Raw genomic sequence first — 23,958 nt, 5'->3', positions numbered from 1 at the left:
ATCCATGACTGCACAACCCCAGGTTCTTAAAATCCGCCGCCCTGACGACTGGCATATCCATCTGCGTGATGGCGATATGCTGAAAACCGTCGTGCCTTATACCAGCGAAATTTATGGCCGCGCGATTGTTATGCCTAACCTGGTTCCGCCAGTCACCACCGTCGATGCTGCTATCGCATATCGCCAGCGTATTCTTGATGCCGTCCCTGCGGGCCATGATTTCACCCCGCTGATGACCTGCTATCTGACGGACTCACTCGACCCGAACGAGGTGGAGCGTGGGTTTAACGAAGGGGTGTTCACCGCCGCTAAGCTCTACCCGGCCAATGCGACCACCAACTCCAGCCACGGTGTAACCAGTATCGACGCCATTATGCCGGTGCTGGAAAGAATGCAGAAACTGGGGATGCCGCTGCTGATCCACGGCGAAGTTACCCATGCTGATATTGATATCTTCGACCGTGAGGCCCGTTTTATTGAGACGGTGATGGAGCCGCTGCGTCAGCGTCTGCCTGCACTGAAAGTGGTGTTTGAGCACATCACCACCAAAGATGCCGCCGAATATGTTCGCGACGGCAACGAGCTTATCGCTGCTACCATCACCCCACAGCATCTGATGTTTAACCGTAACCACATGCTGGTAGGCGGTGTTCGTCCGCATCTCTACTGCCTGCCGATCCTCAAGCGTAATATTCACCAGCAGGCACTGCGCGAGCTGGTGGCAAGTGGCTTCGACCGCGCATTCCTGGGCACCGATTCCGCGCCACACGCGCGTCATCGTAAAGAAGCGAGCTGCGGCTGTGCGGGCTGCTTTAACGCGCCAACGGCACTTGCCAGCTACGCAACCGTGTTTGAAGAGATGAACGCGCTGGCGCATTTTGAGGCCTTCTGCTCCCTGAACGGCCAGCGTTTCTATGGCCTGCCGGTCAATGAAACCTTTATCGAACTGGAGCGCACCGCGTACCAGGTAGAAGACGCCATTCCACTGACTGACGACACGCTGATCCCATTCCTGGCGGGTGAAACCGTGCAATGGACAGTTAAACGCTAAAAATATCAATGCCCCTTGTTGTCAAACCCATAATATACCTGTATAAATAAACAGTATATTACACAGGGGGCATTTATGCGTATTGAAGTTACCATCGCCAAAACAACCGTTCTGCCTGCTGGCGCGCTTGATGCGCTTGCCGGTGAATTATCCCGCCGTATTCACAACAGTTTCCCGGAAAACGATGGCGCCGTAACGGTACGTTATGCTGCCGCGAACAATCTGTCCGTTATTGGCGCTGCGAAAGAAGATAAAGATCGCATCAGCGAAATCCTGCAAGAAACGTGGGAAAGTGCCGACGACTGGTTCATCACCGATTAAATCTTGCTCCCTCATTGTGTTTTTTTGCCGGGTCGCCCCGGCTTTTTTTTATCTGCTATCCGGCATTCGGGATAGTTCAAAATAATTGGGTGTCTTCTTTAAAAAACGTGAACAAGATGGTGTTTTATTGTTCGAACAATCCTAAAACACAGAAAAATGTGTTGCCAGCTATTTATTTTTCCCGTCATAACCCTTATTTATTGATATACTGAAGTTGCTTCAGAAAAACATGCATTGAACCTCAAAGTCGTTGTCTTCTAGCACGTATTAAGGGGGTTATCATGGAAAAGAATAGTGAAGTCATCCAGACCCATCCTCTCGTTGGTTGGGATATCAGTACCGTAGATAGCTACGATGCTTTGATGCTGCGTTTGCACTACCAGACCCCGAATCAGCCAAACCGTGAAGAAGCGGAAATTGGGCAGACGCTGTGGCTTACCACTGCCGTCGCACGTCAGTTTATTTCTATTTTGGAAGCAGGTATTGCAAAAATAGAATCTGGCGACTACCAGGAAAATGAGTATAAACGGCATTAACCTTATGCCCACATTTCACTCAACAGGCACCCTCGGGGTGCCTTATTTATTTCTCCCTTGTATAACCCTCCGATGTTAATTACTCTGCTACAAAGTGTTGGTTTATGAGATACCTATGAAATACGACTTAATCATTATAGGCAGCGGCTCCGTGGGTTCTGCAGCAGGTTATTATGCAACGCGGGCCGGTCTTAACGTTCTGATGATAGACGCCCATCTTCCTCCGCATTCTGAAGGCAGCCATCACGGTGATACCCGTCTGATTCGTCATGCCTATGGCGAAGGTGAACGCTATGTGCCCCTGGTGCTGCGTGCCCAGACGCTTTGGGATGAACTGGCCACGCTCACCGAAGAGCGCGTCTTTGACCGAACAGGCATTATTAACCTCGGACCTGCCCATTCCGCTTTTCTGGCCACCGTCGAACACAGCGCGCGTGAGTTTAATCTTGATGTTGAGCGTCTTGACGCCGAAGCCATCATGAAACGCTGGCCGGAGATCCGTGTTCCTGATGATTACTTTGGGCTGTTTGAAGCCAATTCCGGCGTGTTGCATTGCGAGACGGCTATCAAAACCTGGATTTCTCTTGCTGAAAAAGCAGGATGCGCTCAACTATTCAACTGCCCGGTAACTGCCATTACCCATCACGAAGATGGCGTCACCGTCAGCACCCAGGAAGGCGACTACTCTGCCTCTCGTTTGCTTATCAGCGCTGGCACCTGGGTAACAAAACTGCTGCCTGACCTGCCCGTACAGCCAGTGCGTAAAGTCTTCTCCTGGTTTCAGGCGGATGGTCGTTACAGCAGCCAGAATAAGTTCCCGGCCTTCACTGGCGAATTGCCCAATGGCGATCAGTTCTACGGCTTCCCGTCAGAAAAAGACGCGCTCAAGATTGGTAAACACAACGGCGGGCAAGTTATCTCTTCACCAGAAGAGCGTAAACCTTTTGGCGCTTACCCGACCGACGGTTCTGAAGCCTTTACGTTCCTGCGAAATATCCTGCCAGGTATTGGCGGCCTGCTCTACGGTGCAGCCTGCACCTATGACAACACGCCGGATGAAGATTTCATCATCGACACCCTGCCTGGCCATGACAACACGCTGCTCATCACCGGGCTTAGCGGCCACGGGTTTAAATTTGCCTCTGTGCTGGGCGAAATCGCTGCACAATTTGCGCAGGGGATCGCGCCACAGTTTGATCTGAAGCCCTTCTCCCTCTCCCGTTTTAACGGATAATACGCCCTCAGGCTCCGAAGATGCGGAGCCTGTTTTTTATCACTACATCTCTCGGGGTATTATGCGCAAAATCGTTAGCTACCTTATCAATAATATTCGCGAGCATTTAATGCTTTATATTTTATTGTGGTCGCTGCTGGCAATCATCGATTTTATTTATATTGTATTTTACTAAAAACAAACACTGACAATAACTGACATAACTTTATATTAATTTAATTGCACGAACTTACTGAATTACACCACCTCATCATTTTCAAAATCACTGAAATAAATTAAATAAATATCGTCATTCGGTTTTTTAAGTTGCAATATCTTTTTACTCAGTCCATTTTTACCGTTCTGTTTATTACGAATGGTAATATTTATGCAACTGCGAAATTCGTCTTCGCGCTACGGCATTATATCCATGTGCTTACACTGGGTATTTGCTCTGGCTATTTATGCCATGTTCGGTCTTGGACTCTGGATGGTGACGCTCAGCTATTATGATGGCTGGTATCATCAGGCACCTGAGTTGCATAAAAGCATTGGCATTCTGCTGATGATGGGGCTCGTTTTCCGCGTGGTGTGGCGACATATTTCTCCACCGCCGCCGGCTCCGCAAAGCCACGGTAAATTCACGCGTCTTAGCGCAAAAGGGGCACATATTGCCCTCTATGCCCTGCTCATCGCCATTTTGGTTAGTGGGTATCTTATCTCCACCGCAGATGGCAAGCCGGTCAGCGTCTTTGGCATTTTTGATGTTCCCGCCACATTGACGGATGCCGGTTCACAGGCCGATATCGCGGGCATTGTTCATCTGTGGCTTGCCTGGAGCATCGTTATCTTTTCAGTCCTTCATGGGCTTGCTGCGCTCAAACACCACTTTATTGATAAAGACGATACGCTGAAGCGAATGCTCGGCCGTTCGTCAGTTGACTCTGGAGCATAAAATGAAAAAACACCTGTTGGGTATCGCGTTAGGTTCGCTGTTATTTACCACCGGTTCTGCGGTGGCCGCTGATTATAAAATTGATAAAGAAGGCCAACATGCTTTCGTCAATTTCCGGATTCAGCATCTTGGTTATAGCTGGTTATATGGCAGTTTTAACGATTTCGATGGCACATTTCGTTTTGATGACAAAAACCCCGCCGCGGATAACGTCAACGTCACCATAAATACCAGCAGCGTGGACACAAACCATGCTGAGCGCGATAAGCATTTGCGCAGTGCCGATTTTCTTAACGTAACCAAATTCCCGCAGGCCACATTCACTTCAACAGAGGTGAAGAAAGCCGGAGATAAACTTGATATTACCGGTAATCTCACACTCAACGGGGTAACAAAACCGGTCACACTTCAGGCAACGTTAATCGGCCAGGGTGATGATCCGTGGGGCGGAAAGCGTGCAGGTTTTGAAGCCACCGGGAAAATTCACCTGAAAGACTTTAATATCACCACGGATTTAGGACCGGCGTCCCAGGATGTCGAATTGATTATTTCTGTGGAAGGTGTTCAGCAGAAGTCGTAATAATGCAGCCCGGTGAGCCAACACACCACCGGGCTTATTTCTTTACTCCGGGTCAGGAATACCCAGTTTGGTATTCAGGCGACCACGAGATTTATTAAAGATCTTGTTGCCGTTTTCACGGCCAGCGCGACGGCGGCGTTGCTCTTCTTCAGGCAACATGCTCTCTTCACTGCACAGCTCGCTACAACAGTTGTGGTACTTCTCGGCACACGTCGGACACTGGATAAACAACAGATGGCAGCCATCATTTTTGCAGTTCGTGTGTGTATCGCACGGTGTACCGCACTGGTGGCAGTGTGAAATCACATCATCTGAAATCCGCTCGCCCATACGCTCATCAAACACGAAGTTCTTGCCGATAAAGCGCACCGGCAGCCCTTGCTCGCGGGCACGACGGGCATACTCAATGATGCCACCTTCAATGTGCCAGACTTTATTAAACCCGTTGTGTTTCATCCAGGCGCTGGCTTTTTCGCAGCGAATACCTCCGGTGCAGTACATAACGATTTTTTTATCTTTATGTTCCTGCATCATTTCAACGGCTTTCGGCAGCTGTTCACGGAAGGTATCCGCCGGGATTTCCAGTGCGTTTTCGAAATGACCCACTTCGTATTCGTAGTGGTTACGCATATCGATGAACACCGCATCCGGGTCGTCCAGCATCGCATTCACTTCGGCCGCTTTGAGGTATTCCCCCACATCGCCCGCATTAAAACTCGGGTCGTCGATACCGTCGGCAACAATACGTTCGCGGACTTTCATACGCAGCACCCAGAACGATTTACCGTCATCGTCCAGCGCAACATTCAGACGCAGGTCGTTCAGCGCAGGGTCAAACGCGTAGAGGAAATCACGGAACGCATTTACTTTGCTTTCAGGGATGCTGATCTGCGCATTAATACCTTCACGTGCCAAATAGACGCGCCCGAACACATTCAGCGCAGTGAATGCCTGGTAAAGTGCATCGCGGGTCGCTTGTGGATCGTTGATGGTGAAATATTTGTAGAATGAGATTGTCGTGCGCGGTTCGGTTTCAGCCAACATACGCTCTTTTAACATCTCATTCGATACGCGGTTGTGTAACACTGGCATGGTGTACAAGTCCTGCAATCGTTAAGAGTAAGAAAAATCGGTCGGCATCATATAGCAAACAATGACAATTTACATCCACACAATTTACGCTACATTTCACTCAGCCCGAATTATTGCGTGTAACATTTGCTGCATTAATGCTCGATTCGATGACAGACATTTTGGCTAAGCCTTAAAAAATGAGACAATAAGACCTTCAGGACGAAAGAAAACAGGACAGACATGACCCAGTTACCGAAATTTACTGCCGCCCTTTTGCATCCCCGTTATTGGTTAACCTGGCTTGGTATTGGCTTTTTGTGGCTGCTTGTACAACTCCCTTATCCGGTTATTTTCCGTCTGGGTAAAGGATTGGGTCGTATCGCACTAATGTTCATGAAGCGTCGCGCCAGAATTGCTTACCGCAATCTGGAACTCTGCTTTCCGCAAATGAGCGAATCAGAACGTCATGATATGGTCGCCAAAAATTTTGAGTCTGTGGGCATGGGGCTAATGGAAACCGGTATGGCATGGTTCTGGCCTGACAAACGCATGGCACGCTGGACTGAGGTAACCGGAACAGGCATGGAGCCAGTGCATTCTCTTCAGGAGAATCAGACCGGGGTTCTGTTAATTGGTGTGCACTTTCTGACGCTGGAAATCGGCGCGCGTATGTTCGGAATGCAGGCACCAGGTATTGGTGTTTATCGCCCGAATGACAACCCGGTAATCGATTTAGTGCAGACCCATGGCCGGATGCGCTCAAACAAAAGCATGATCGACCGTAAGGATCTGAAAGGGATGATCCGTGCACTCAAGTCAGGTGAAGTTGTCTGGTATGCCCCGGACCATGATTACGGCCCGCAGGCCAGCGTGTTTGTCCCCTTTTTTGCGGTCGATGAAGCCGCCACAACAACCGGCACCTGGATGCTGGCGCGGATGTCCAAAGCCGCTATCGTTCCCTTTGTTCCGCGCCGTAAACCCGATGGTTCAGGCTATCAGTTAATCATGCTGAAACCGGAAATGACACCGCCGCTGGACGATGCCGAAACCACGGCCAAATGGATGAACGGCGTCGTTGAACAATGCATTATGCTGGCGCCGGAGCAATACATGTGGTTGCATCGCCGCTTCAAGACCCGCCCGGAAGGTGTTCCCTCCCGTTATTAATCCTGTGCGGCCGCAGTGGCCGCATTTTGTTTTAGCTTTAAAAGCTCCTGACATTGCAGCAATCATAACCCAGGCGCATAATTAGCAGGCTTATTACCTCTACTTTATCGTGCGCTGCACCTCGTTATGCGGATTGTTATGTCACCCTCAGATGCCCCCATAAACTGGAAACGTAACCTCACGGTTGCATGGCTTGGCTGTTTTCTCACTGGTGCAGCATTCAGCCTTGTGATGCCTTTCCTCCCTCTCTATGTCGAACAGCTTGGCGTGACAGGCCACAGCGCGCTGAATATGTGGTCAGGACTGGTGTTCAGTATCACCTTCCTGTTCTCGGCGATTGCCTCACCGTTCTGGGGTGGGCTTGCCGACCGTAAAGGGCGAAAAATCATGCTGCTGCGTTCCGCGCTTGGCATGTCCATTATTATGGTGCTGATGGGAATGGCGCAGAACGTCTGGCAGTTCCTGATTTTACGCGCACTGCTGGGTCTGCTGGGCGGGTTTGTGCCCAACGCTAACGCGCTTATCGCCACGCAAATTCCCCGTCATAAAAGCGGCTGGGCACTGGGGACGCTTTCAACAGGTGCAGTGAGCGGTGCGCTACTGGGGCCACTTGCTGGCGGGTTACTGGCAGATAATTACGGGTTGCGACCGGTCTTTTTCATCACCGCCAGCGTGTTGTTCCTCTGTTTTATCGTCACCTTGCTCTGTATCCGGGAAAAATTTACCCCGGTTGCCAAAAAAGAGATGCTCCACGCAAGGGACGTTCTGGCTTCGCTGAAAAATCCGAAACTGGTATTAAGCCTGTTTGTCACCACCATGATAATCCAGGTCGCCACGGGTTCTATTGCCCCGATTCTGACGCTCTACGTGCGTGATCTCGCGGGTAATGTGAATAATATTGCCTTTATCAGCGGGCTTATTGCGTCTGTGCCCGGGGTTGCCGCGCTGCTGAGTGCGCCGCGTCTGGGAAGACTGGGCGATAAGATTGGCCCGGAGAAAATCCTGATTTGCGCGCTGGTCATCTCGGTATTGTTGCTCATCCCGATGTCGATGGTGCAATCCCCGTGGCAGCTGGGCCTGCTCCGTTTCCTGCTGGGCGCCGCAGATGGCGCACTTCTTCCCGCGGTTCAGACCCTGCTGGTTTATAACTCCACCAACCAGATCGCCGGGCGTATTTTTAGCTATAACCAGTCGTTCCGTGACATCGGCAATGTCACCGGGCCGCTCGTTGGCGCAGGGGTTTCTGCAAGCTTTGGTTTTCGCGCCGTATTTATCGTGACAGCAGGTGTAGTCCTGTTTAACGCCATCTATTCCTGGTTCAGTTTATCGAGAGCATTACGCCCTGCTCCCGGCGAGCCAGGTGAACAAAATAGCCCTGCCCGCGAATAAGACGAAGGCGTGACGGCATATTTTCGTATTCATACTTGCAGGATCTGATAATCAGCTATTCTTTCCCTGAATACCTTCTCGAAAACAGGGAGAAACTGATGACCATGTACGCCACGCTGGAAGAAGCTATTGATGCCGCTCGCGAAGAGTTCCTCGCCGATAATCCCGGTATTGAGGAAGAAGACGCTGACGTGCAACAACTCAATATTCAAAAATATGTCCTTCAGGACGGGGATATTATGTGGCAGGCCGAATTCTTCGTTGATGACGGTGATGAAGGGGAATGTTTGCCGATATTGAGTGGTGAAGCGGCGCAGGCCGTCTTCGACGGTGACTATGACGAAATAGAACTGCGTCAGGAATGGCTTGAAGAAAACACCCTGCACGAGTGGGATGAGGGCGAGTTCCAGCTCGAACCTCCGCTGGATACCGAAGAGGGGCAAACCGCAGCAGATGAGTGGGACGAGCGTTAAGCGTCGTTTTATTCGTAAGGGCCGTGGTGCGCGTCAATCGGTAACAGCAACGTATCAAACACCAGAGAGAACGGTAAATCGAGCACGGTCAGATAGCGCCAGGCTGAATCGCGAACATCCCATTTCACTCCCGGGTAATACTGATTCCCGTGGCCTTGCCCTGGAATGGTGCGGCTGATAATACTGCCGCAGCCGCTAAGCAGCATCGCCATCATGGCCACAATGACTATTTTCATTCATTACCTCATAAAAAAATACCGGCCTCTCAGCCGGTATTTTATTTGCCGGGTAGCGCACAGCGATCCCGGCCTGGTTTAAAACTTACTTCGCCTTCAGCGCCAGCGGATTAAGCTTCAGCGTGTTGTAGTAGCTGACCCAGGAAGAATATTTCTCCGGGGCAGACCACACACGATAGTGAAGCCGGGACATGGTGACCGGATCGCTCAACAGGACCAGACGGCGGTCGCGGTTCAGTTTTTCCGGTGTCTCGTTCAGCGCCTGCTCAACGTGGCGATCGCGGGCAATTTCCAGCACCTGACTTGCACGGTGACGGGCAGTTGCCATTGCGGTTGCCAGGGCGTTGAATGACGGGTTAAACACCGCGTGCATAAAGCCATCATCCAGCGAGCGTTTACGGTTCATCTCCAGGAAACGGTCAGTGTCCACCAGCACCTGCGGCGGTGAATACTCTTCCGGGATCAGGAACAGTTTCCAGCGTTTGGTACGCAAACCCACCGTTGAACGGCTAGACACCACAGACACAAATGGTGACAGGATCAGCGAGAAGACAATCGGTGCCAGCCAGAACAGGAAACGCAGATCCAGCCATGCCATACCCACTGCCCACACCAACCCTAACAGCAGCTGTGAACCATGACGCATAAAGGCTTCACTCCACGGAGTCGAGTCATCGTCACGCTGTGGAGAGTTCCAGACCACTTCCCAGCCCAGGAACGCGCTGACCACAAACACGGTATGGAACAGCATACGAACCGGTGCCAGCAGCACAGAGAACAGCACTTCAAGCAGCAACGAAACCGTCACGCGGAAGAAGCCGCCATACTCTTTCGACCCTTTGCACCAGATCAGAATGATGCTGAGCAACTTCGGCAGGAACAGCAGAACCATGGTTGAGGCGAACAGCATAATCGCCAGCTCAGGACGCCACTGCGGCCACACCGGGAACAGCTGGCGCGGCTGCAGGAAGTATTGCGGTTCTGTCAGAGCGTGCACTACCTGCAAAGCAGTAGAAAGCGCCAGGAACATAAACCACAGCGGAGCTGACAGATAGGACATGACGCCGGTCAGGAATACCGCACGGTGAACCGGGTGCATCCCTTTGACCAGGAACAGGCGGAAGTTCATCAGGTTACCGTGGCACCAGCGACGGTCACGCTTGAGTTCATCCAGCAGGTTCGGCGGCAGTTCTTCGTATGAGCCCGGCAGATCGTAGGCAATCCACACGCCCCACCCTGCACGACGCATCAGCGCGGCTTCCACGAAGTCATGCGACAGGATAGATCCCGCGAACGACCCTTCACCCGGCAGCGGCGCAAGCGCACAGTGCTCAATGAACGGTTTCACGCGGATAATCGCGTTATGCCCCCAGTAGTGGGATTCACCCAACTGCCAGAAGTGCAGACCCGCCGTGAACAGCGGCCCGTAAACACGCGTTGCGAACTGCTGACAGCGCGCATAAAGCGTATCCATACCGGATGCTTTTGGCGAAGACTGAATAATACCGGCGTTCGGGTTGGCTTCCATCAGACGCACCAGGCCGGTCAGACACTCACCCGTCATCACGGAGTCAGCATCCAGTACCACCATGTAGCTGTACTGATTACCCCAGCGGCGGCAGAAGTCATCGATGTTACCGCTTTTACGCTTCACGCGACGGCGGCGGCGACGATAGAAAATCTGACCTTCGCCCTGCACTTCTGCAATCAGCTCCATCCAGGCTTTTTGTTCTGCCACGCAGATATCCGGGTTGTAGCTGTCGCTCAGGATATACACGTCGAAATGCTCTGCGTTACCGGTCGCCTTTACGGACTCCCAGGTGGCGCGCAGACCCGCGAATACGCGATCAACGTCTTCGTTACAGATAGGCATAATAAGCGCTGTACGGTGCTCAGGATTTAGGGGTTCATCCCCGACCGTCGACGCAGAAATGCTGTATTTGTCCCGTCCCATCAGCAGTTGCAGGAAGCCCATCAGCGCCGTCCAGAAACCGGCGGACACCCAACAGAACAGCACGGCAAACAGAAGAAGGATGCCACTTTGCAGGATATACGGCAGCAGCTGCATAAAGGAGACCCACAGATCCTGCCCTGTCATATCCGCAGGGTTGATCAGCGCCCAACCCTGATAAGGCAGGATGGTCTTCATGTACCAGGTGGCCACAACCGTCTGTGCCAGCGTCAGCACCAGCAGAATGTAACGACGAATTGTCCCGACAGTACGCCATTTTTGCTCGGCTGCTTGCTGCTCTTTCGTCAGACGAGAGAGATAGCGTGGCGCAACTTCACGCCCACGCAGACGATCCCAGAAGCGGCCCACCGGGTTGGTGCGCCACGGGTCCGGGAACATAGAGGAACGCGTTGCTTTCGGCATTGCCTGAAGCTGATCGCGGCCTTCATCGTCTTTAACCAGCTGCCCTTCTGCCAGCGAGTCCGGCCATGCTTGCTCCAGACGCGCCTTCACTGACCCCAGCGGCGTATCATCATCACGGGTAAACTGATGATGTTCACCATCCAGCGCGGTTTGCACCGCGCGGATGTCGCTCTTAGGCAGTGCCGCTTTTTCAATATCGCTCAGCGGCATGGCATCAATATATTCAGTTATATTATTCATTAGCAGGTAGCTGATAGCTCCAGGTTTCGCTCAGCGGCTGATCGTCACTGACCAGCGCAGCGCGCATTTCAGTCGTCTGTTTCGGATCTTTCACTTTCACGCGCAGGGTTAAACGCCACCCTTTCGTTACTGGGTTGTAACGTACGGTGTTTTCGACAATTTCACCGTTATCACCAATGCTTGCCTGTGCAGTCACTGCCGTGTCAGGGGACAGTTTCTTCATATCCTGGCCGGCAAAGTCGACAACAAACGCGAGCGTGCCGTCAGGCTGACGGATAAGGTTAGACTGCTTCACATCACCAGTAGAGCGACGTGTCTGCATGACATAAGCGTTATCCGGTGCGTGCAGTTTGTCTTCATCACGGCTGAAGGTAATGGTGTACTTGAAGTTCATCTCTTTACCGGATTCCGGGAGTTGATCCGGCGTCCAGTAAGCGACGATGTTGTCGTTGGTTTCATCGTTGGTTGGGATCTCAACCAGCTCAACCTTCCCTTTACCCCAGTCACCTTTCGGCGTTACCCACGCACTAGGACGCTGATCGTAACGATCGTCCAGGTCTTCAAAGCGTGAGAACTGACGACCACGCTGCAACAGACCAAAGCCCTGCGGGTTTTCCATAGCGAAGCTACTGACCGCCAGATGTTTCGGGTTGTTCAGCGGACGCCAGATCCATTCACCGTTACCGGCATGAATAGAAAGACCGTTGGAGTCGTGCAGTTCCGGGCGGAAGTTGGTCGCAGGAGACGGCTGGTTCGGCCCAAACAGGAACATGCTGGTTAATGGTGCAACGCCCAGTTTGCCCACTTTATCGCGCAGATAGACCTTAGACTGCACGTCAACAACCGTGTCACGCCCTGGCATAATGACAAAACGATATGCGCCTGTCGCACGTGGGGAATCCAGCAGTGCATAGATGGTCAGACGCTTATCCGCAGGTTTTGGACGTTCAATCCAGAATTCGCGGAAGCGTGGGAACTCTTCACCTGATGGCAGCGCGGTATCGATCGCCAGACCACGAGCAGATAGCCCGTACACCTGGCCCGCACCAATGACGCGGAAATAGCTGGCGCCAAGCATACTGACGATTTCGTCGTTTTTATCTTTGCTGTTGATTGGGTAAAGCACTTTGAAGCCGGCAAAGCCAAGGTCTTTAACCGTGTCTTTGTCGTGCTGCACATCACCAAAATTGAAGTAATCCGGGTTGTACTTGATTTTACGCACCGAGCTTGCCGTCACTTCGTTGATGGCAACAGGCGTATCGAAGTACATGCCCTGGTGGTAAAACTCAAGCTTGAACGGGGTCTTAATATTGCTCCAGTACGCTTTGTCGTGATTGAACTGGATCTGCTGATAGTCCGCATATTTCATATCGCGGAAAACGGAGGGCAGGTTACTTTTCGGCGCTTCGTAGCTCTTGCCAGCCATCGATTTTGCCTGTTTTGCGACATCATCGATGTTAAAGGACCAGGCCGATGAGGTATACAGGGACAACAATACTGCTGCACCTAACCAACGCATTTTCATCATTTGTGGTTTATGTTTCATAATAAGTAAGCACTTCCCCCTTTGTGTGCTTATATCGATCCGATCCATTTTAATGGAAACTTAGGCAATCCGACAACATAATCACCGCTTTGTTCAGCTCGCTGGCTCAGGGATTAAGCAAGTGGAAGAACCTACATTTCACTTTGCGTGCTTATCCTGGAGACAGGGTGTCGGTCTTGGTGTAGGGTTGGCCTCGAATGTTACCATTATGAGTCTTAGGGATAAGGCGAAAAGTCTGAGAATGCACAAAGTTATATGAGCACTACTATACCTGTACAACGTGAATATTTCCTCGACTCGATCCGGGCATGGCTGATGCTATTGGGGATCCCCTTTCACATTTCATTGATTTACTCAAGCCACACCTGGCACGTTAACAGTCTGGAGCCCTCCTGGTGGCTCACCCTGTTTAATGACTTTATCCACGCCTTTCGGATGCAGGTGTTTTTTGTCATTTCCGGTTATTTTTCCTACATGCTGTTTTTGCGTTATCCGATTAAACGCTGGTGGAAGGTGCGTGTCGAGCGCGTGGGTATTCCAATGCTCACGGCAATTCCACTGCTGACGCTACCGCAGTTCATCATGTTGCAGTATGTCAAAGGTAAGGCAGATGGCTGGCAAAATCTGTCGCTGTATGAAAAGTACAACACCCTGGTGTGGGAACTGGTATCCCATCTCTGGTTCCTGCTGGTTCTGGTCGTGCTGACGACAATCAGCGTGCTGATTTTTAGCCGTTTGCGTCACCGCCTGAGCAATAAAGCCGGCACGTTCTTCGCCAGCATTACGCTCGGCAAACTGTCGCTGCTCTTTTTATTTCTGGGCATCGCGTATGCCGCGGTAAGGCGTACCCTCTTTATTGTCTATCCGCCTATTCTCAGCGACGGCCTGTTCAACTTTGTGGTCATGCAAAGCCTGTTCTATATTCCCTTCTTTATGATTGGGGCGCTGGCGTTTGTTTACCCAAAGCTGAAAGCCCTCTTTACCACCCCTTCCCCGTGGTGCGCTATTGGCGCGGCAGTGGCTTTTATCGCCTATCTGCTGAACCAGCGTTACGGCAGTGGTGATGCGTGGATGTATGAAACGGAAAGCGTGATCACCATGCTGCTGGGCCTGTGGATGGTCAATGTGGTGTTTGCCTTAGGCCACCGTCTGCTGAATTTCAAATCCACCCGGGTGACCTATTTCGTCAACGCCTCATTATTCATTTACCTGGTGCATCATCCGTTGACGCTGTTCTTCGGGGCATACATCACCCCGCACATTGCCTCAAATACCCTGGGCTTCTTCACCGGGCTGGTGTTTGTGATTGGGCTGGCACTGGTGATGTACGAAATTCATCTGCGGATCCCACTGCTGCGCTTCCTGTTCTCGGGTAAACCGCAAACTAAAGCATAAATAATTAGCGGCGCCTTCAGGGCGCCGCTGCTGTATTCAGACATCAAACTCCTGCCCGCGCTGGGTCAGAAGCCGCTGGTACAGGTGGGCCGTGTCTTCATCAAAACAGACAAAGAACACCTGTTCGGGCATCGGTTTCAGGGAAAGGTAGCGATAGACCGTATCCACCGCAATCGCCGCCGCCGCGGCTTTGGGATAGCCATACACCCCTGTACTGATTGCCGGGAAAGCTATGGTCTTATAGCCATTATCGGCCGCCAGGCGCAGGCAGTTGCGATACGCATCTTCCAGGATCCGCGCCTCATGATGTTCCCCCCCATGCCATACCGGCCCTACGGTATGAATCACCGCTTTGGCAGGCAGATTCCCCGCCAGCGTGATGACGGCGTGGCCAGGAGGGCACTCTCCTTGCTGCTGGCGCACTACTTTGCACGCCTCAAGTAATTGTGGGCCCGCAGCACGGTGGATAGCACCGTCCACACCGCCCCCGCCCATGAGTGATGGATTAGCAGCATTGACTATCACGTCAACATGCAATGTCGTGATATCACCGTGGATAACCTCTATTTGCGGTTTCATAAACACCCTCTGCGACCCGCCTTTTTATTAAGTGTACCGCACAGAGGTTGGGGAGAAAAAACTATTGCGGGAAAACCTCTCCCGCCTGATGGCAGGAGAGCGAGAAATCAGCGGTAATCAACCTGCACAATTGCCAGCGATTTTTCAGGATTAATGTACTTCATGCTGACAGAAGCCAGATCAGGGTAAGCACTCTGGCCATTCAGGGCATCAGCATAGCTCAGCACACGCGTCTGCATCCGGTTATTCTCCGGGCATGACATGGAAAGTTGTTGAGGTCTGGCAGTGATTTCGCAGGGGTTGGAAACGATTGCGCCGTGAAAATGGATGACTCCACCGTTAACGAGAGTTTCTGAAAATGCAGGGTTCAGCGCGGCAGACATCGCCAGGCCAAGCCCTGTGATGAATTGAAATGTAAATCTGGTCACGATAATACTCCTCAATGAAAGTCGTCCTTGAGGGGTAAAAGCACTCCATGATGGCTAACAATGCGCAATGAAACATATTTGCAACATTGACTCACATTTTATAACAGCATAGTGACAAGAATCCGTTGCCGCCAGCCATTTCAATTCATTGATTTATTGAATGATTAGAGCACACTGCCCGGCGGCGACCACTGCTGGGATAAATGGAGCGATTTCCCGTCAGAAACGGTCACAGTGATCTTCACTGTGTCCCCTGCATCAATATTTAAACTCAGGCGCGTTAAATCAATCGTCTGATTAGCGGGTATAGAGACGGTATTTTGTTGTTGTGAAGTACTTTGACCGCCCTGCCCTTGTCGCATAGAAAGCACCTGGACCTGGCATTCACACGGCTCTGTCAGAATAACCTGCGGGATAATGGTCGTCATATTGCCTTGCTGGGAGGTTTTAAACGTAATTTGACTGGAGAGCGCCGCGAGGAGAATTAAGGTTTGCATGATGAACTCCCGAAAAAAAACAGGGCATATGCCCTGTTTTTTTGTAGCACAGATTTCAGTATTAGTACTGATGAGCTGACACGTGGTTACCAATACCAACCTGAGTAACGCTTACAGAAGAGTTAGAGGCAGTCTGGTCAACCAGTGCACCGTTAAGACCACCGTACTGGCTAACAGTCATAGTGGAGTCTTTGCTGTTCCACTGATCAAGTGTTGCACTGTTGCCAAAACCATTCTGAGTCAGGGAAATAGTACTGTCGTCAGAGCCCTGTCCAACATCTGCGCCATTACCGCCGCCGGTCTGGCTAATAGACAGAGTTGAATTTCTTGCATCCGACTGCAAGGCAACAGCTGAGTTACCGCCACCGCTCTGGTAAATATTCATGGTTGAATTTGGACCACCGTAACCACCATGACCACCATGACCCCAACCACCTTGATCAATAAGACCCGCCATAGCACTACCAGAAACTACGATTGCTGCAAGTGCTGCCACTTTGAAAAATTTCATGGTAAAACCCCCATCGGATTGATTAAAGTCGCCGCTAAATAACTAGCGTTGAATAACGCGAATGGCCATTTGCGACTGTTTCTGCACTACAACTGCGGTTTTCTGCGTACCGTACTGCGTAATACTCGCCCTGTTACCCGACCCTTGCTGGATAATCTTTGCCGTATTACCGTATCCGCCCTGCGAAATATCAGCATCATTCGCGTAGCCGCTCTGAGCGATATATGCATAATTATAAGTCCCTGATTGATCAACTCTCGCTCTGTTGCCGACTCCATCCTGAGAAACAACGGACAGTAATTTAGAACCGCCCTGGCGAACCTGTGCATCATTATATGCACCCTGCTGACCAATAATGGCTGCCTGATTTAATGAGGAACGACTTAATTCATTAACTGCGAAGTTATATTCAGTATTTGCTAAATCTGAACCTGCCGCAGCTACAAATCCAGGCACACCCAGAAATGTAAACATCACAAATAACGATATGTTTTTCATGTTGTCACCCTGGACCTGGCTATACACTAATCGTAATGTGACTTCGTGTTAACCTGACTTGTATTTTGTTAACGCGTCGTTACGGTGAAGAGTATGTCTGCCGAAACATTTTAAATATCTCACCCACGAGTCTTATTTTTATTCTTCGTTTCACCTCAAAGTATTAATTAATGCAAAAAAACGCTGTAATCAGTGCAGCTTAGTTTTTGTAAAAATATTTCCAGGGTAGAGGTTGTACAAAGCGGCAACGGCCTGTCCACCCTTTCCAGCCCGCACGTCTCACCCGCTGGCGGGATCATAATTTACACAGTGCGTGACACGAGGCATGTTTTCTTAAGGACACAACTCTCTCATTCGAAGGCTTAGGATTTTTCCAGAGCTCATACCTTACCGCTGCGTTTATTTAATAAATAATGTTATTTAAAATCATATCGATATAAATATTTGTATGATTTTTAAAATGTGTGCAGGGTTATTACTATGTACAACTTTCCTATCAAAACTGAACAATTGAAATGTGTGTTTTTCACAAATTAATATTGATTTTTACATCTTGTTACACGTTTAACACTTGCTTTAAAGTTTGTAAAAGCTAGATTGAAATCAGATGTACGAAATTTGTTTTATATTTACCTCCCGCTCTCCCGCTGGAGGTTATGGTCTGATTCTACACACAGCAGTGCAGCATCTGTCAGTACTTCTGGTGTCCGTTAATCCAATTAAGGGACAGCTGCCAGGTGTCATAAAAAAGTGGGGTTTCATCATGTATAATGAAGTCCATAGTTTACATGGTCATACATTACTGTTGATCACAAAACCTTCTTTGCAAGCGACAGCTTTATTACAACATTTAAAGCAATCTTTATCACTGAACGGGAAATTGCATAATATTCAACGTTCTTTTGATGATATTGCACCTGGCAGCATCATTCTTCTCGATATGATGGAAGCTGATAAAAAGCTTATTCATTACTGGCAAGATAATTTAAGCAGGAAAAACAATAATATCCGTTTGCTATTATTGAACACTCCTGATGAGTATCCTTTCAGAGACATTGAAAGCTGGCCGCATATCAATGGCGTTTTCTACGTCACTGAAGAAGAAGATCGCGTGGTAGAAGGGTTGCAGGGCATATTGCGAGGTGAATGTTATTTCTCGCAAAAACTTGCTAGCTACCTCATCACGCATTCTGGTAATTACCGCTATAACAGTTCAGAGTCCGCACTGCTGACGCATCGCGAGAAAGAGATCCTGAACAAGTTGCGCATTGGTGCTTCAAATATTGAGATCGCCCGTTCGTTATTTATCAGCGAAAACACGGTTAAGACGCACCTTTATAATCTTTTCAAGAAGATAGCTGTTAAAAACCGAACTCAGGCGGTGTCATGGGCAAACGATAACCTCAGGCGTTAACACCATGAAACGCACGTTGAGTTGGATTGCCGCAGCAGGCCTTCTGCTTGCTGCCGGGAACCTTCAGGCCGTTGAAGTGGAGATTCCCGGATTGTTAACTGACCATACGGTGTCATCTGTTGGCCACAATTTTTATCGTGCCTTTAGTGACAAGTGGGAAAGTACTTACCCTGGTAACATAACAATCAACGAACGGCCCAGTGCACGATGGGGAAGTTGGATAACGATAACGGCTAATCAGGACGTTATTTATCAAACGTTTTTATTCCCAACGAAAATAGACTTCGATAAAAACGTAGCCTTAGCTCTGGCACAAACTGAAGAGGCTATAAATCGCCTGCAAATAGACAAAGCGCTATTAAGCACACGCGATTTAGCAAAAGACGAGTTCTAGCGACCCTATATCCGGAGGCTGTCATGCGTATTGCACATGCAGTTATTTCGTTAATGCTAATTACACCGTTAAGCTGGGCCGGAAATATGACGTTCCAGTTCCGTAACCCGAACTTTGGAGGCAACCCCAACAACGGGGCATTCATGTTGAATGAGGCGCAGGCCCAAAACTCCTATAAAGACCCGAGTTATAAAGACTATACCGTTGACACGCCGTCAGCGCTGGATAACTTCACGCAGGCTATTCAGTCCCAGATCCTGGGCGGTTTGTTAACCAATATCAACACCGGCAAGCCTGGCCGAATGGTGACTAACGACTTTATTGTCGATATTGCCAACAAAGATGGGCAGCTTCAGTTAAATGTGACAGACCGGAAAACTGGAAAAACATCGACCATCCAGGTTTCTGGCCTACAAAGTAACTCGACAGACTTCTGAAAAACATCAAAATAAGGACAACGATCATGCAGCGCTTCCTGATATTTGTTGCAGTGTGCTTATTGAGCGGTTGTTTAACTGCTCCACCAAAAGAAGCTGCAAAACCTACATTAATGCCTCGGGCTCAGAGTTATCGTGATTTAACCCATTTGCCAGCACCAACCGGCAAAATATTTGTCTCGGTTTACAACATCCAGGATGAAACTGGACAATTTAAACCGTACCCTGCAAGTAACTTCTCGACTGCCGTACCGCAGAGTGCCACCGCAATGCTGGTCACCGCGCTCAAGGATTCTCACTGGTTCATCCCGCTGGAACGTCAGGGGCTTCAGAACCTGTTGAATGAACGCAAAATCATTCGTGCCGCTCAGGAAAATGGTACCGTTGCGAGTAACAACCGGATGCCTTTGCAATCACTCGCCGCAGCCAACGTTATGGTTGAAGGTTCGATTATCGGTTACGAAAGTAACGTTAAATCAGGCGGCGTGGGCGCGCGTTACTTCGGTATCGGGGCAGATACGCAATATCAGCTCGATCAGATAGCCGTTAACCTGCGCGTGGTGAACGTCAGCACCGGTGAAGTGTTGTCATCCGTGAACACCAGCAAGACCATTCTCTCGTATGAAGTGCAGGCTGGGGTGTTCCGCTTTATTGACTACCAGCGTTTACTGGAAGGTGAAATTGGTTACACCTCCAACGAGCCGGTTATGATGTGTCTGATGTCAGCCATCGAAACTGGCGTTATCTTCCTGATTAATGACGGTATCGACCGTGGCCTGTGGGATCTGCAAAACAAAGCCGATGCACAAAACCCGGTATTGGTGAAATACCGCGATATGTCGGTTCCTCCGGAATCCTGACAGGAAGCGCATAAAAAAGGCGAGATGATTATCTCGCCTTTTTTTATTCACTCACGGCCGTGATGTTTTGCGCTTTTTCGCGTCGGGCTGCAAGCCATAGACCGCTGTTCTTCATGGCATAGCCAAACAGTAAGCCCACGACCAGCGACGGCACCACCAGCCTCCAGTCGCCCTGCCCGGCAAATGTCGCGCAGGCACCAATAAAGGTGCCCGGCACAAACGACAACAGCATTTGCTTTGCCTGAATGCACATCAGAAATGCCACAACGCCCGTCATCACGTAGCCTACAATCTCGACATGCGGCGCCAGCGCGCTGCCTTTCATTATAACCAGCGCCCAGATAACACCGCTCAGCAACGTGCAGGCAGAGATAAACAGCCCTTTAACACCGCCCTGAGGGCAGGCAAAGTAAGCCGTACAGCCGAGGAACCCGGCCCAGCTTAATAGCCCGAGAGAAACCGCCACCCATCCCCATAAGCCGGAGAGAATGCCCGTTGTCATTGCAATGCAGAGTAATATGTTCATGGCGCGCATCTTAGCAGATACGCACCATAGAAATGCGATCAGAAGCACATTATGTGCAAGTTGAAATGTATCGTTGCAGGAATTGTGTGATCTAAATCACTCTTCATTCTCTTCCTGAAGATCGTCCCACATGGCCGCAATAGCATCGCGGGTCAGCGGAGCCAGAGTTCTCCAGAACGGTGATGTGGCGTGCGCTTCCACTTTGCCGAGGAACGTTCCGCACCACGGCAGCAGGAACTCTTCGAACAGTGTTTCGATAGCTTCACTTTCATCATCGCCAGACTGATCTTCAATCCAGGACGCCGCAAGAAGCAGCGTACCAATGTGGTCAGCCGGAGTATCCGCCAGCGGCATCCCGCGCTCAGTCAGAAACGCGCGGACTTCCGCTTCAGTTGCCCCTTCTTCCCACGCTGAACGATACGGGGCCACGCGGCACTCTTCACCCACGAACAACGCGTTGTAATCGGCAGAAACCTGCTGCATGTCGCAGCTTTTTTGCAGACGCACCAGCAGCTCATCCTGTTCCAGCGGCCAGTTTTGCGCCAGCTTTCCTTCCTGGATCATCGTATACAGCGGAGCCAGCAGCGGGTCTTGCGGCTGACGGTAGAACAGGGTACCCAGCACGCGGCAAAGGATAGAGAACTCATTCATTTTTTTATTCCATTACACAATTAAAGATCGGCAAATTCATCAATACGCGGCATCCCGCGCGATTCCAGGAAGTCGAGCATCCGGCGTGGCGTCACGTTCAGGATCTGCCCTTCCGGGAAACCAACGTCATTAAGCACTTTCAGGCACTCGCCGAAATCGCCGAGCGTAAAGGCGGTGTGCGAGTCAGACCCGAGCGCGACCATACCTCCTGCATCACGAACCGCAGCAGCCACTTCGCGGCAGTTGGCCTCGCTGCCTTTGCGCGAGTGAACAAATGAGGAGTTATTAATTTCCAGTGCTACGCGGTGTTTTGCTGCCGCCTGAGCAACAGCCTGAATATCAATCGGGTACTTAGGGTTCCCTGGGTGGCTGATGATATGCACGTTGCCGCTGGCAATAGCGGCGATCATCGCCTTTGTATTTGTTTCTTTATCCTGCGGAGCGAAAACAGGCTCATGGAAGCCCGCAATAATCAGATCCAGCGAGGTCAGCATCGGGCCGGTGCAGTCGATTTCACCGTCAGTGTTCTTAATGTTCGCTTCGATGCCGCGAAGGATCCCGACACCTTCAACCAGCCGTGGCCAGATGCGCATATTCACAAAATGCCAGTAGTGCGGAGCATCAGCCATATCAGGACCGTGATCGGTTATCGCAAAAAGCTTGATGCCTTTTAGCTTTGCTTGCGCGATGTAGTCATGGAGGGTGCTATAGGCGTGGGTACTGGCGACGGTGTGCATGTGCAGGTCAACGGGATACATCTTTCTCTCCTCTGCTGTTTTCCCAAGGATAGCAGTTATCAGCGGCGAATATTAGCAAAAACCCGGCGAACGCCGGGTTTCTCTTAGTAACCGCGCTGTCTGTCGACCTGCCCGGTAACGGTGTTGCCCTGCTCCATCTCACTGATGGTATGGGATATATAGGCTACTGCCTCCGCCGGACGCGTGACTGCGGCAACGTGCGGCGTCATGGCCACGCGTGGATGCGCCCACAGCGGGCTTTCCGTTGGCAGCGGTTCGCGGCTATAGACATCCAGCATCGCGCCTTTGAGTTTGCCGATGTCCAGCGCCGCCAGCAGATCAGACTCGACCAGGTGAACACCGCGTGCCAGATTCATTAAATAGCTCTGATCCGCCAGTTGGTTCAGAAGCGCTTTGTTGATGATCCCCACCGTTTCCGCAGTATTAGGCAGCAGGTTAATCAGCACGCGGGTGCCTTTCAGGAAGGCCGGGAGTTCGTCTGTTCCGGCAAAGCTTTTCACTCCAGGATAATCTTTACGGCTGCGGCTCCAGCAACGCAGAGGGAAACCCCACGGGGCAAGTGCTTCTGCCACTTTTGAGCCAAGCACGCCAGCCCCCAGAATACCGATGGTAAAATCTTCGCGGTGATAATCTGGCAACGGCTCCCAGTGGGATTGCTGTTTGAAGGCCTGGTAATCATCAAAACGGCGGAACCAGTGCAGAACCTGGCTCACGGCATATTCCTGCATTTGCTGGCCCATTCCGGTATCTTCCAGTCGGAACAGCGGGATATGTTCAGGCAACATCTCTGGATGCGCTTTCAGCTTACTCAGGATCGAATCCACGCCCGCCCCAAGTGCGAAGACGGCTTTCAGTTCTCGGCCCTGGAGCATCTCTACTGGCGGATGCCACACCAGCGCGTAGTCGGCATGTTCATGATCACCCCGTTTCCACTCGCGAACGCGCGCGCCCGGCAATGCTGCCGACAGTGCATCAATCCAGTAAGCCGTATCAAAAGTTGGGTGATAAAAGATAATATCCATAGCGATTTCTGCCTTTTATTGCGCGATTTTGTTTTCGTTTTCAACTGGATTGCCAGCATACCAAATTTACTGGCATTTGCGTTGTTGATAAAAAAACCGCTTTCCGCACATTTCGGAATCAGGTTGTTTGAAGTTTGTCTAAACACGCTAATTAACTGAAAAAGTTGATTGACGGCAGTTCGGGTTTTCCTTACATTAGCGCCCGTCCCGGCAACAACGGGATGACAATATGGTGAGGTGTCCGAGTGGCTGAAGGAGCACGCCTGGAAAGTGTGTATACGGCAACGTATCGGGGGTTCGAATCCCCCCCTCACCGCCATATTCGAGATGAGAGCTCGTACGAAAGTACGGGCTTTTTTCTTTTATATTCTCCGAAAGGGGGGGATGAGAATCCCCGACCGGGGTTCGACAACTGGCGACAGCCAGTTGGACAGACTGAGAGCGCAGCGAACAGGCTGCCCGAAGGGCGAGCGAAGCGAGTCAATCCCCCCCTCACCGCCATATTTGAGATGAGAGCTCGTACGAAAGTACGGGCTTTTTTCTTTTATATTCTCCGAAAGGGGGGGATGAGAATCCCCGACCGGGGTTCGACAACTGGCGCAGCCAGTTGGACAGATGACGAGCCTGCGAGGAATCTGCCCGAAGGGCGAGCGAAGCGAGTCAATCCCCCCCGGTGCTATATGCGACCCGGTGCGGTCTGAGCCCCACGAAAAATACGTGCACGAATGACTCCCTCTTCTCTTGGGGAGATGGGGAACATACAGCTAAGGTAGTCATTCCGTTCACTTTACGTTCCTTGCTACTCTGTCACCACAATACCGGTGAACGTGCCA

Annotated in this window: 28 protein-coding genes, 1 tRNA gene and 2 other RNA genes; 18 read left to right on the top strand and 13 right to left on the bottom strand. The window is 50.8% G+C overall.

Features of this window, described 5'->3' with window-relative positions:
* Nucleotides 1-4: 4 nt before the first annotated feature.
* The 7 genes from pyrC (at nt 5) to ACS603_RS12940 (ending at nt 4,656) form a co-directional block, all read left to right on the top strand.
* Nucleotides 5-1,051 (top strand): dihydroorotase, encoded by a 1,047-nt coding sequence (pyrC, locus tag ACS603_RS12970; RefSeq protein ID WP_474944386.1) that lies wholly within the window; start codon nt 5-7, stop codon nt 1,049-1,051.
* Nucleotides 1,052-1,126: 75 nt separating this feature from the next.
* Nucleotides 1,127-1,372 (top strand): DNA damage-inducible protein I, encoded by a 246-nt coding sequence (dinI, locus tag ACS603_RS12965; protein WP_182060439.1) that lies wholly within the window; start codon nt 1,127-1,129, stop codon nt 1,370-1,372.
* A 281-nt stretch (nt 1,373-1,653) separates the two neighbouring features.
* A complete protein-coding gene (gene bssS, locus ACS603_RS12960; RefSeq protein WP_014069756.1) occupies nt 1,654-1,908 on the top strand; it encodes a biofilm formation regulator BssS in 255 nt (84 codons plus the stop codon).
* Nucleotides 1,909-2,023: 115 nt separating this feature from the next.
* Nucleotides 2,024-3,142 (top strand): N-methyl-L-tryptophan oxidase, encoded by a 1,119-nt coding sequence (gene solA, locus ACS603_RS12955; RefSeq protein ID WP_474944385.1) that lies wholly within the window; start codon nt 2,024-2,026, stop codon nt 3,140-3,142.
* A 61-nt stretch (nt 3,143-3,203) separates the two neighbouring features.
* Nucleotides 3,204-3,317: a DUF2770 family protein gene (locus tag ACS603_RS12950; protein ID WP_315688308.1), complete on the top strand. Its 114-nt coding sequence runs from the start codon at nt 3,204-3,206 to the stop codon at nt 3,315-3,317.
* A 192-nt stretch (nt 3,318-3,509) separates the two neighbouring features.
* Nucleotides 3,510-4,076 (top strand): cytochrome b, encoded by a 567-nt coding sequence (locus ACS603_RS12945; RefSeq protein ID WP_446492754.1) that lies wholly within the window; start codon nt 3,510-3,512, stop codon nt 4,074-4,076.
* A 1-nt stretch (nt 4,077) separates the two neighbouring features.
* On the top strand, nt 4,078-4,656 hold the full coding sequence (locus tag ACS603_RS12940; protein WP_315688306.1) for a YceI family protein: 579 nt from the start codon (nt 4,078-4,080) through the stop codon (nt 4,654-4,656).
* Between the two features lie 42 nt (nt 4,657-4,698).
* On the opposite strand, the gene trhO is transcribed toward ACS603_RS12940, so the two are convergent.
* Nucleotides 4,699-5,748, bottom strand: coding sequence for an oxygen-dependent tRNA uridine(34) hydroxylase TrhO (gene trhO, locus ACS603_RS12935; protein ID WP_182060434.1), 1,050 nt, complete (start codon nt 5,746-5,748; stop codon nt 4,699-4,701).
* 222 nt (nt 5,749-5,970) lie between these two features.
* Here trhO and ACS603_RS12930 point away from each other — a divergent pair, with 222 nt between their 5' ends.
* From ACS603_RS12930 to ACS603_RS12920, 3 genes are all read left to right on the top strand, one after another.
* Nucleotides 5,971-6,897 carry a Kdo(2)-lipid IV(A) acyltransferase gene (locus ACS603_RS12930; RefSeq protein WP_474944384.1) on the top strand — a complete coding sequence of 309 codons (927 nt, stop codon included), beginning with the start codon at nt 5,971-5,973 and terminating at the stop codon, nt 6,895-6,897.
* Nucleotides 6,898-7,035: 138 nt separating this feature from the next.
* Nucleotides 7,036-8,286 carry a multidrug efflux MFS transporter MdtG gene (gene mdtG / locus ACS603_RS12925; protein ID WP_315688304.1) on the top strand — a complete coding sequence of 417 codons (1,251 nt, stop codon included), beginning with the start codon at nt 7,036-7,038 and terminating at the stop codon, nt 8,284-8,286.
* Nucleotides 8,287-8,384: 98 nt separating this feature from the next.
* Nucleotides 8,385-8,759, top strand: a complete 375-nt coding sequence (locus ACS603_RS12920) for a MysB family protein (RefSeq protein ID WP_315688303.1) — start codon at nt 8,385-8,387, stop codon at nt 8,757-8,759.
* 8 nt (nt 8,760-8,767) lie between these two features.
* On the opposite strand, the gene ACS603_RS12915 is transcribed toward ACS603_RS12920, so the two are convergent.
* The 3 genes from ACS603_RS12915 to mdoG form a co-directional block, all read right to left on the bottom strand.
* Entirely contained in the window at nt 8,768-8,995 is a 228-nt protein-coding gene (locus tag ACS603_RS12915) for a YceK/YidQ family lipoprotein (protein WP_182060430.1), read from the bottom strand.
* An 85-nt stretch (nt 8,996-9,080) separates the two neighbouring features.
* Nucleotides 9,081-11,609 carry a glucans biosynthesis glucosyltransferase MdoH gene (gene mdoH, locus ACS603_RS12910; protein WP_182060429.1) on the bottom strand — a complete coding sequence of 843 codons (2,529 nt, stop codon included), beginning with the start codon at nt 11,607-11,609 and terminating at the stop codon, nt 9,081-9,083.
* Nucleotides 11,602-13,155 (bottom strand): glucans biosynthesis protein MdoG, encoded by a 1,554-nt coding sequence (gene mdoG, locus ACS603_RS12905; RefSeq protein ID WP_182060428.1) that lies wholly within the window; start codon nt 13,153-13,155, stop codon nt 11,602-11,604. Before mdoG ends, mdoH begins: the two co-directional genes overlap by 8 nt.
* A gap of 255 nt (nt 13,156-13,410) precedes the next feature.
* Between mdoG and mdoC the strand changes: the two genes are divergently transcribed.
* Entirely contained in the window at nt 13,411-14,550 is a 1,140-nt protein-coding gene (mdoC, locus tag ACS603_RS12900; RefSeq protein WP_182060427.1) for a glucans biosynthesis protein MdoC, read from the top strand.
* 36 nt (nt 14,551-14,586) lie between these two features.
* On the opposite strand, the gene ymdB is transcribed toward mdoC, so the two are convergent.
* The 5 genes from ymdB to csgB form a co-directional block, all read right to left on the bottom strand.
* The gene (gene ymdB, locus ACS603_RS12895) at nt 14,587-15,129 is read right to left on the bottom strand and encodes an O-acetyl-ADP-ribose deacetylase (RefSeq protein WP_182060426.1); all 543 of its coding nucleotides are present in this window, start codon (nt 15,127-15,129) and stop codon (nt 14,587-14,589) included.
* Between the two features lie 107 nt (nt 15,130-15,236).
* Entirely contained in the window at nt 15,237-15,557 is a 321-nt protein-coding gene (locus tag ACS603_RS12890; RefSeq protein ID WP_315688301.1) for a type 1 fimbrial protein, read from the bottom strand.
* 164 nt (nt 15,558-15,721) lie between these two features.
* On the bottom strand, nt 15,722-16,054 hold the full coding sequence (gene csgC / locus ACS603_RS12885) for a curli assembly chaperone CsgC (RefSeq protein WP_166716973.1): 333 nt from the start codon (nt 16,052-16,054) through the stop codon (nt 15,722-15,724).
* Between the two features lie 61 nt (nt 16,055-16,115).
* Nucleotides 16,116-16,565: a curli major subunit CsgA gene (gene csgA, locus ACS603_RS12880; RefSeq protein WP_182060424.1), complete on the bottom strand. Its 450-nt coding sequence runs from the start codon at nt 16,563-16,565 to the stop codon at nt 16,116-16,118.
* A gap of 42 nt (nt 16,566-16,607) precedes the next feature.
* Nucleotides 16,608-17,063 (bottom strand): curli minor subunit CsgB, encoded by a 456-nt coding sequence (gene csgB, locus ACS603_RS12875; RefSeq protein ID WP_182060423.1) that lies wholly within the window; start codon nt 17,061-17,063, stop codon nt 16,608-16,610.
* A gap of 763 nt (nt 17,064-17,826) precedes the next feature.
* Between csgB and csgD the strand changes: the two genes are divergently transcribed.
* Genes csgD through csgG form a run of 4 tightly spaced genes read left to right on the top strand, consistent with a single transcriptional unit; the run spans nt 17,827 to nt 20,168 of the window.
* Entirely contained in the window at nt 17,827-18,477 is a 651-nt protein-coding gene (gene csgD / locus ACS603_RS12870; protein WP_166716974.1) for a biofilm master transcriptional regulator CsgD, read from the top strand.
* Between the two features lie 4 nt (nt 18,478-18,481).
* Complete coding sequence (csgE, locus tag ACS603_RS12865; RefSeq protein ID WP_182060422.1) at nt 18,482-18,871, top strand: curli production assembly/transport protein CsgE; 390 nt, start codon at nt 18,482-18,484, stop codon at nt 18,869-18,871.
* Nucleotides 18,872-18,894: 23 nt separating this feature from the next.
* Entirely contained in the window at nt 18,895-19,308 is a 414-nt protein-coding gene (csgF, locus tag ACS603_RS12860; RefSeq protein WP_014069736.1) for a curli production assembly/transport protein CsgF, read from the top strand.
* 26 nt (nt 19,309-19,334) lie between these two features.
* Complete coding sequence (gene csgG / locus ACS603_RS12855; RefSeq protein WP_182060421.1) at nt 19,335-20,168, top strand: curli production assembly/transport protein CsgG; 834 nt, start codon at nt 19,335-19,337, stop codon at nt 20,166-20,168.
* Between the two features lie 43 nt (nt 20,169-20,211).
* Here the strand turns inward: csgG and ACS603_RS12850 are convergent, their stop codons facing one another.
* The 4 genes from ACS603_RS12850 to ghrA form a co-directional block, all read right to left on the bottom strand.
* Nucleotides 20,212-20,694, bottom strand: a complete 483-nt coding sequence (locus tag ACS603_RS12850) for a DUF1097 domain-containing protein (RefSeq protein ID WP_182060420.1) — start codon at nt 20,692-20,694, stop codon at nt 20,212-20,214.
* A 96-nt stretch (nt 20,695-20,790) separates the two neighbouring features.
* The gene (locus tag ACS603_RS12845) at nt 20,791-21,345 is read right to left on the bottom strand and encodes a TorD/DmsD family molecular chaperone (RefSeq protein ID WP_182060419.1); all 555 of its coding nucleotides are present in this window, start codon (nt 21,343-21,345) and stop codon (nt 20,791-20,793) included.
* A 20-nt stretch (nt 21,346-21,365) separates the two neighbouring features.
* A complete protein-coding gene (locus ACS603_RS12840; protein ID WP_182060418.1) occupies nt 21,366-22,103 on the bottom strand; it encodes a phosphatase in 738 nt (245 codons plus the stop codon).
* A gap of 83 nt (nt 22,104-22,186) precedes the next feature.
* Nucleotides 22,187-23,125 carry a glyoxylate/hydroxypyruvate reductase GhrA gene (ghrA, locus tag ACS603_RS12835; RefSeq protein ID WP_474944383.1) on the bottom strand — a complete coding sequence of 313 codons (939 nt, stop codon included), beginning with the start codon at nt 23,123-23,125 and terminating at the stop codon, nt 22,187-22,189.
* 231 nt (nt 23,126-23,356) lie between these two features.
* Between ghrA and ACS603_RS12830 the strand changes: the two genes are divergently transcribed.
* From ACS603_RS12830 to ACS603_RS12820, 3 genes are all read left to right on the top strand, one after another.
* Nucleotides 23,357-23,444, top strand: a tRNA-Ser gene (locus ACS603_RS12830).
* A gap of 44 nt (nt 23,445-23,488) precedes the next feature.
* A non-coding RNA gene (locus ACS603_RS12825) (RtT sRNA) lies at nt 23,489-23,626 on the top strand.
* Between the two features lie 44 nt (nt 23,627-23,670).
* A non-coding RNA gene (locus ACS603_RS12820) (RtT sRNA) lies at nt 23,671-23,806 on the top strand.
* Nucleotides 23,807-23,958: the final 152 nt, after the last annotated feature.

It is taken from the genome of Enterobacter sp. Li2LvB3, from assembly GCF_056156645.1.
Note: the sequence above shows the minus strand (reverse complement) of the source record. Positions and strands in the feature narration are given on the sequence as shown.

Coding starts and splice junctions, on each gene's coding strand:
- pyrC (WP_474944386.1), top strand. CDS start 5: ATGACTGCACAACCCCAGGTTCTTAAAATCCGCCGCCCTGACGACTGG.
- dinI (WP_182060439.1), top strand. CDS start 1,127: ATGCGTATTGAAGTTACCATCGCCAAAACAACCGTTCTGCCTGCTGGC.
- bssS (WP_014069756.1), top strand. CDS start 1,654: ATGGAAAAGAATAGTGAAGTCATCCAGACCCATCCTCTCGTTGGTTGG.
- solA (WP_474944385.1), top strand. CDS start 2,024: ATGAAATACGACTTAATCATTATAGGCAGCGGCTCCGTGGGTTCTGCA.
- ACS603_RS12950 (WP_315688308.1), top strand. CDS start 3,204: ATGCGCAAAATCGTTAGCTACCTTATCAATAATATTCGCGAGCATTTA.
- ACS603_RS12945 (WP_446492754.1), top strand. CDS start 3,510: ATGCAACTGCGAAATTCGTCTTCGCGCTACGGCATTATATCCATGTGC.
- ACS603_RS12940 (WP_315688306.1), top strand. CDS start 4,078: ATGAAAAAACACCTGTTGGGTATCGCGTTAGGTTCGCTGTTATTTACC.
- trhO (WP_182060434.1), bottom strand. CDS start 5,748: ATGCCAGTGTTACACAACCGCGTATCGAATGAGATGTTAAAAGAGCGT.
- ACS603_RS12930 (WP_474944384.1), top strand. CDS start 5,971: ATGACCCAGTTACCGAAATTTACTGCCGCCCTTTTGCATCCCCGTTAT.
- mdtG (WP_315688304.1), top strand. CDS start 7,036: ATGTCACCCTCAGATGCCCCCATAAACTGGAAACGTAACCTCACGGTT.
- ACS603_RS12920 (WP_315688303.1), top strand. CDS start 8,385: ATGACCATGTACGCCACGCTGGAAGAAGCTATTGATGCCGCTCGCGAA.
- ACS603_RS12915 (WP_182060430.1), bottom strand. CDS start 8,995: ATGAAAATAGTCATTGTGGCCATGATGGCGATGCTGCTTAGCGGCTGC.
- mdoH (WP_182060429.1), bottom strand. CDS start 11,609: ATGAATAATATAACTGAATATATTGATGCCATGCCGCTGAGCGATATT.
- mdoG (WP_182060428.1), bottom strand. CDS start 13,155: ATGAAACATAAACCACAAATGATGAAAATGCGTTGGTTAGGTGCAGCA.
- mdoC (WP_182060427.1), top strand. CDS start 13,411: ATGAGCACTACTATACCTGTACAACGTGAATATTTCCTCGACTCGATC.
- ymdB (WP_182060426.1), bottom strand. CDS start 15,129: ATGAAACCGCAAATAGAGGTTATCCACGGTGATATCACGACATTGCAT.
- csgC (WP_166716973.1), bottom strand. CDS start 16,054: ATGCAAACCTTAATTCTCCTCGCGGCGCTCTCCAGTCAAATTACGTTT.
- csgA (WP_182060424.1), bottom strand. CDS start 16,565: ATGAAATTTTTCAAAGTGGCAGCACTTGCAGCAATCGTAGTTTCTGGT.
- csgB (WP_182060423.1), bottom strand. CDS start 17,063: ATGAAAAACATATCGTTATTTGTGATGTTTACATTTCTGGGTGTGCCT.
- csgD (WP_166716974.1), top strand. CDS start 17,827: ATGTATAATGAAGTCCATAGTTTACATGGTCATACATTACTGTTGATC.
- csgE (WP_182060422.1), top strand. CDS start 18,482: ATGAAACGCACGTTGAGTTGGATTGCCGCAGCAGGCCTTCTGCTTGCT.
- csgF (WP_014069736.1), top strand. CDS start 18,895: ATGCGTATTGCACATGCAGTTATTTCGTTAATGCTAATTACACCGTTA.
- csgG (WP_182060421.1), top strand. CDS start 19,335: ATGCAGCGCTTCCTGATATTTGTTGCAGTGTGCTTATTGAGCGGTTGT.
- ACS603_RS12850 (WP_182060420.1), bottom strand. CDS start 20,694: ATGAACATATTACTCTGCATTGCAATGACAACGGGCATTCTCTCCGGC.
- ACS603_RS12845 (WP_182060419.1), bottom strand. CDS start 21,345: ATGAATGAGTTCTCTATCCTTTGCCGCGTGCTGGGTACCCTGTTCTAC.
- ACS603_RS12840 (WP_182060418.1), bottom strand. CDS start 22,103: ATGTATCCCGTTGACCTGCACATGCACACCGTCGCCAGTACCCACGCC.
- ghrA (WP_474944383.1), bottom strand. CDS start 23,125: ATGGATATTATCTTTTATCACCCAACTTTTGATACGGCTTACTGGATT.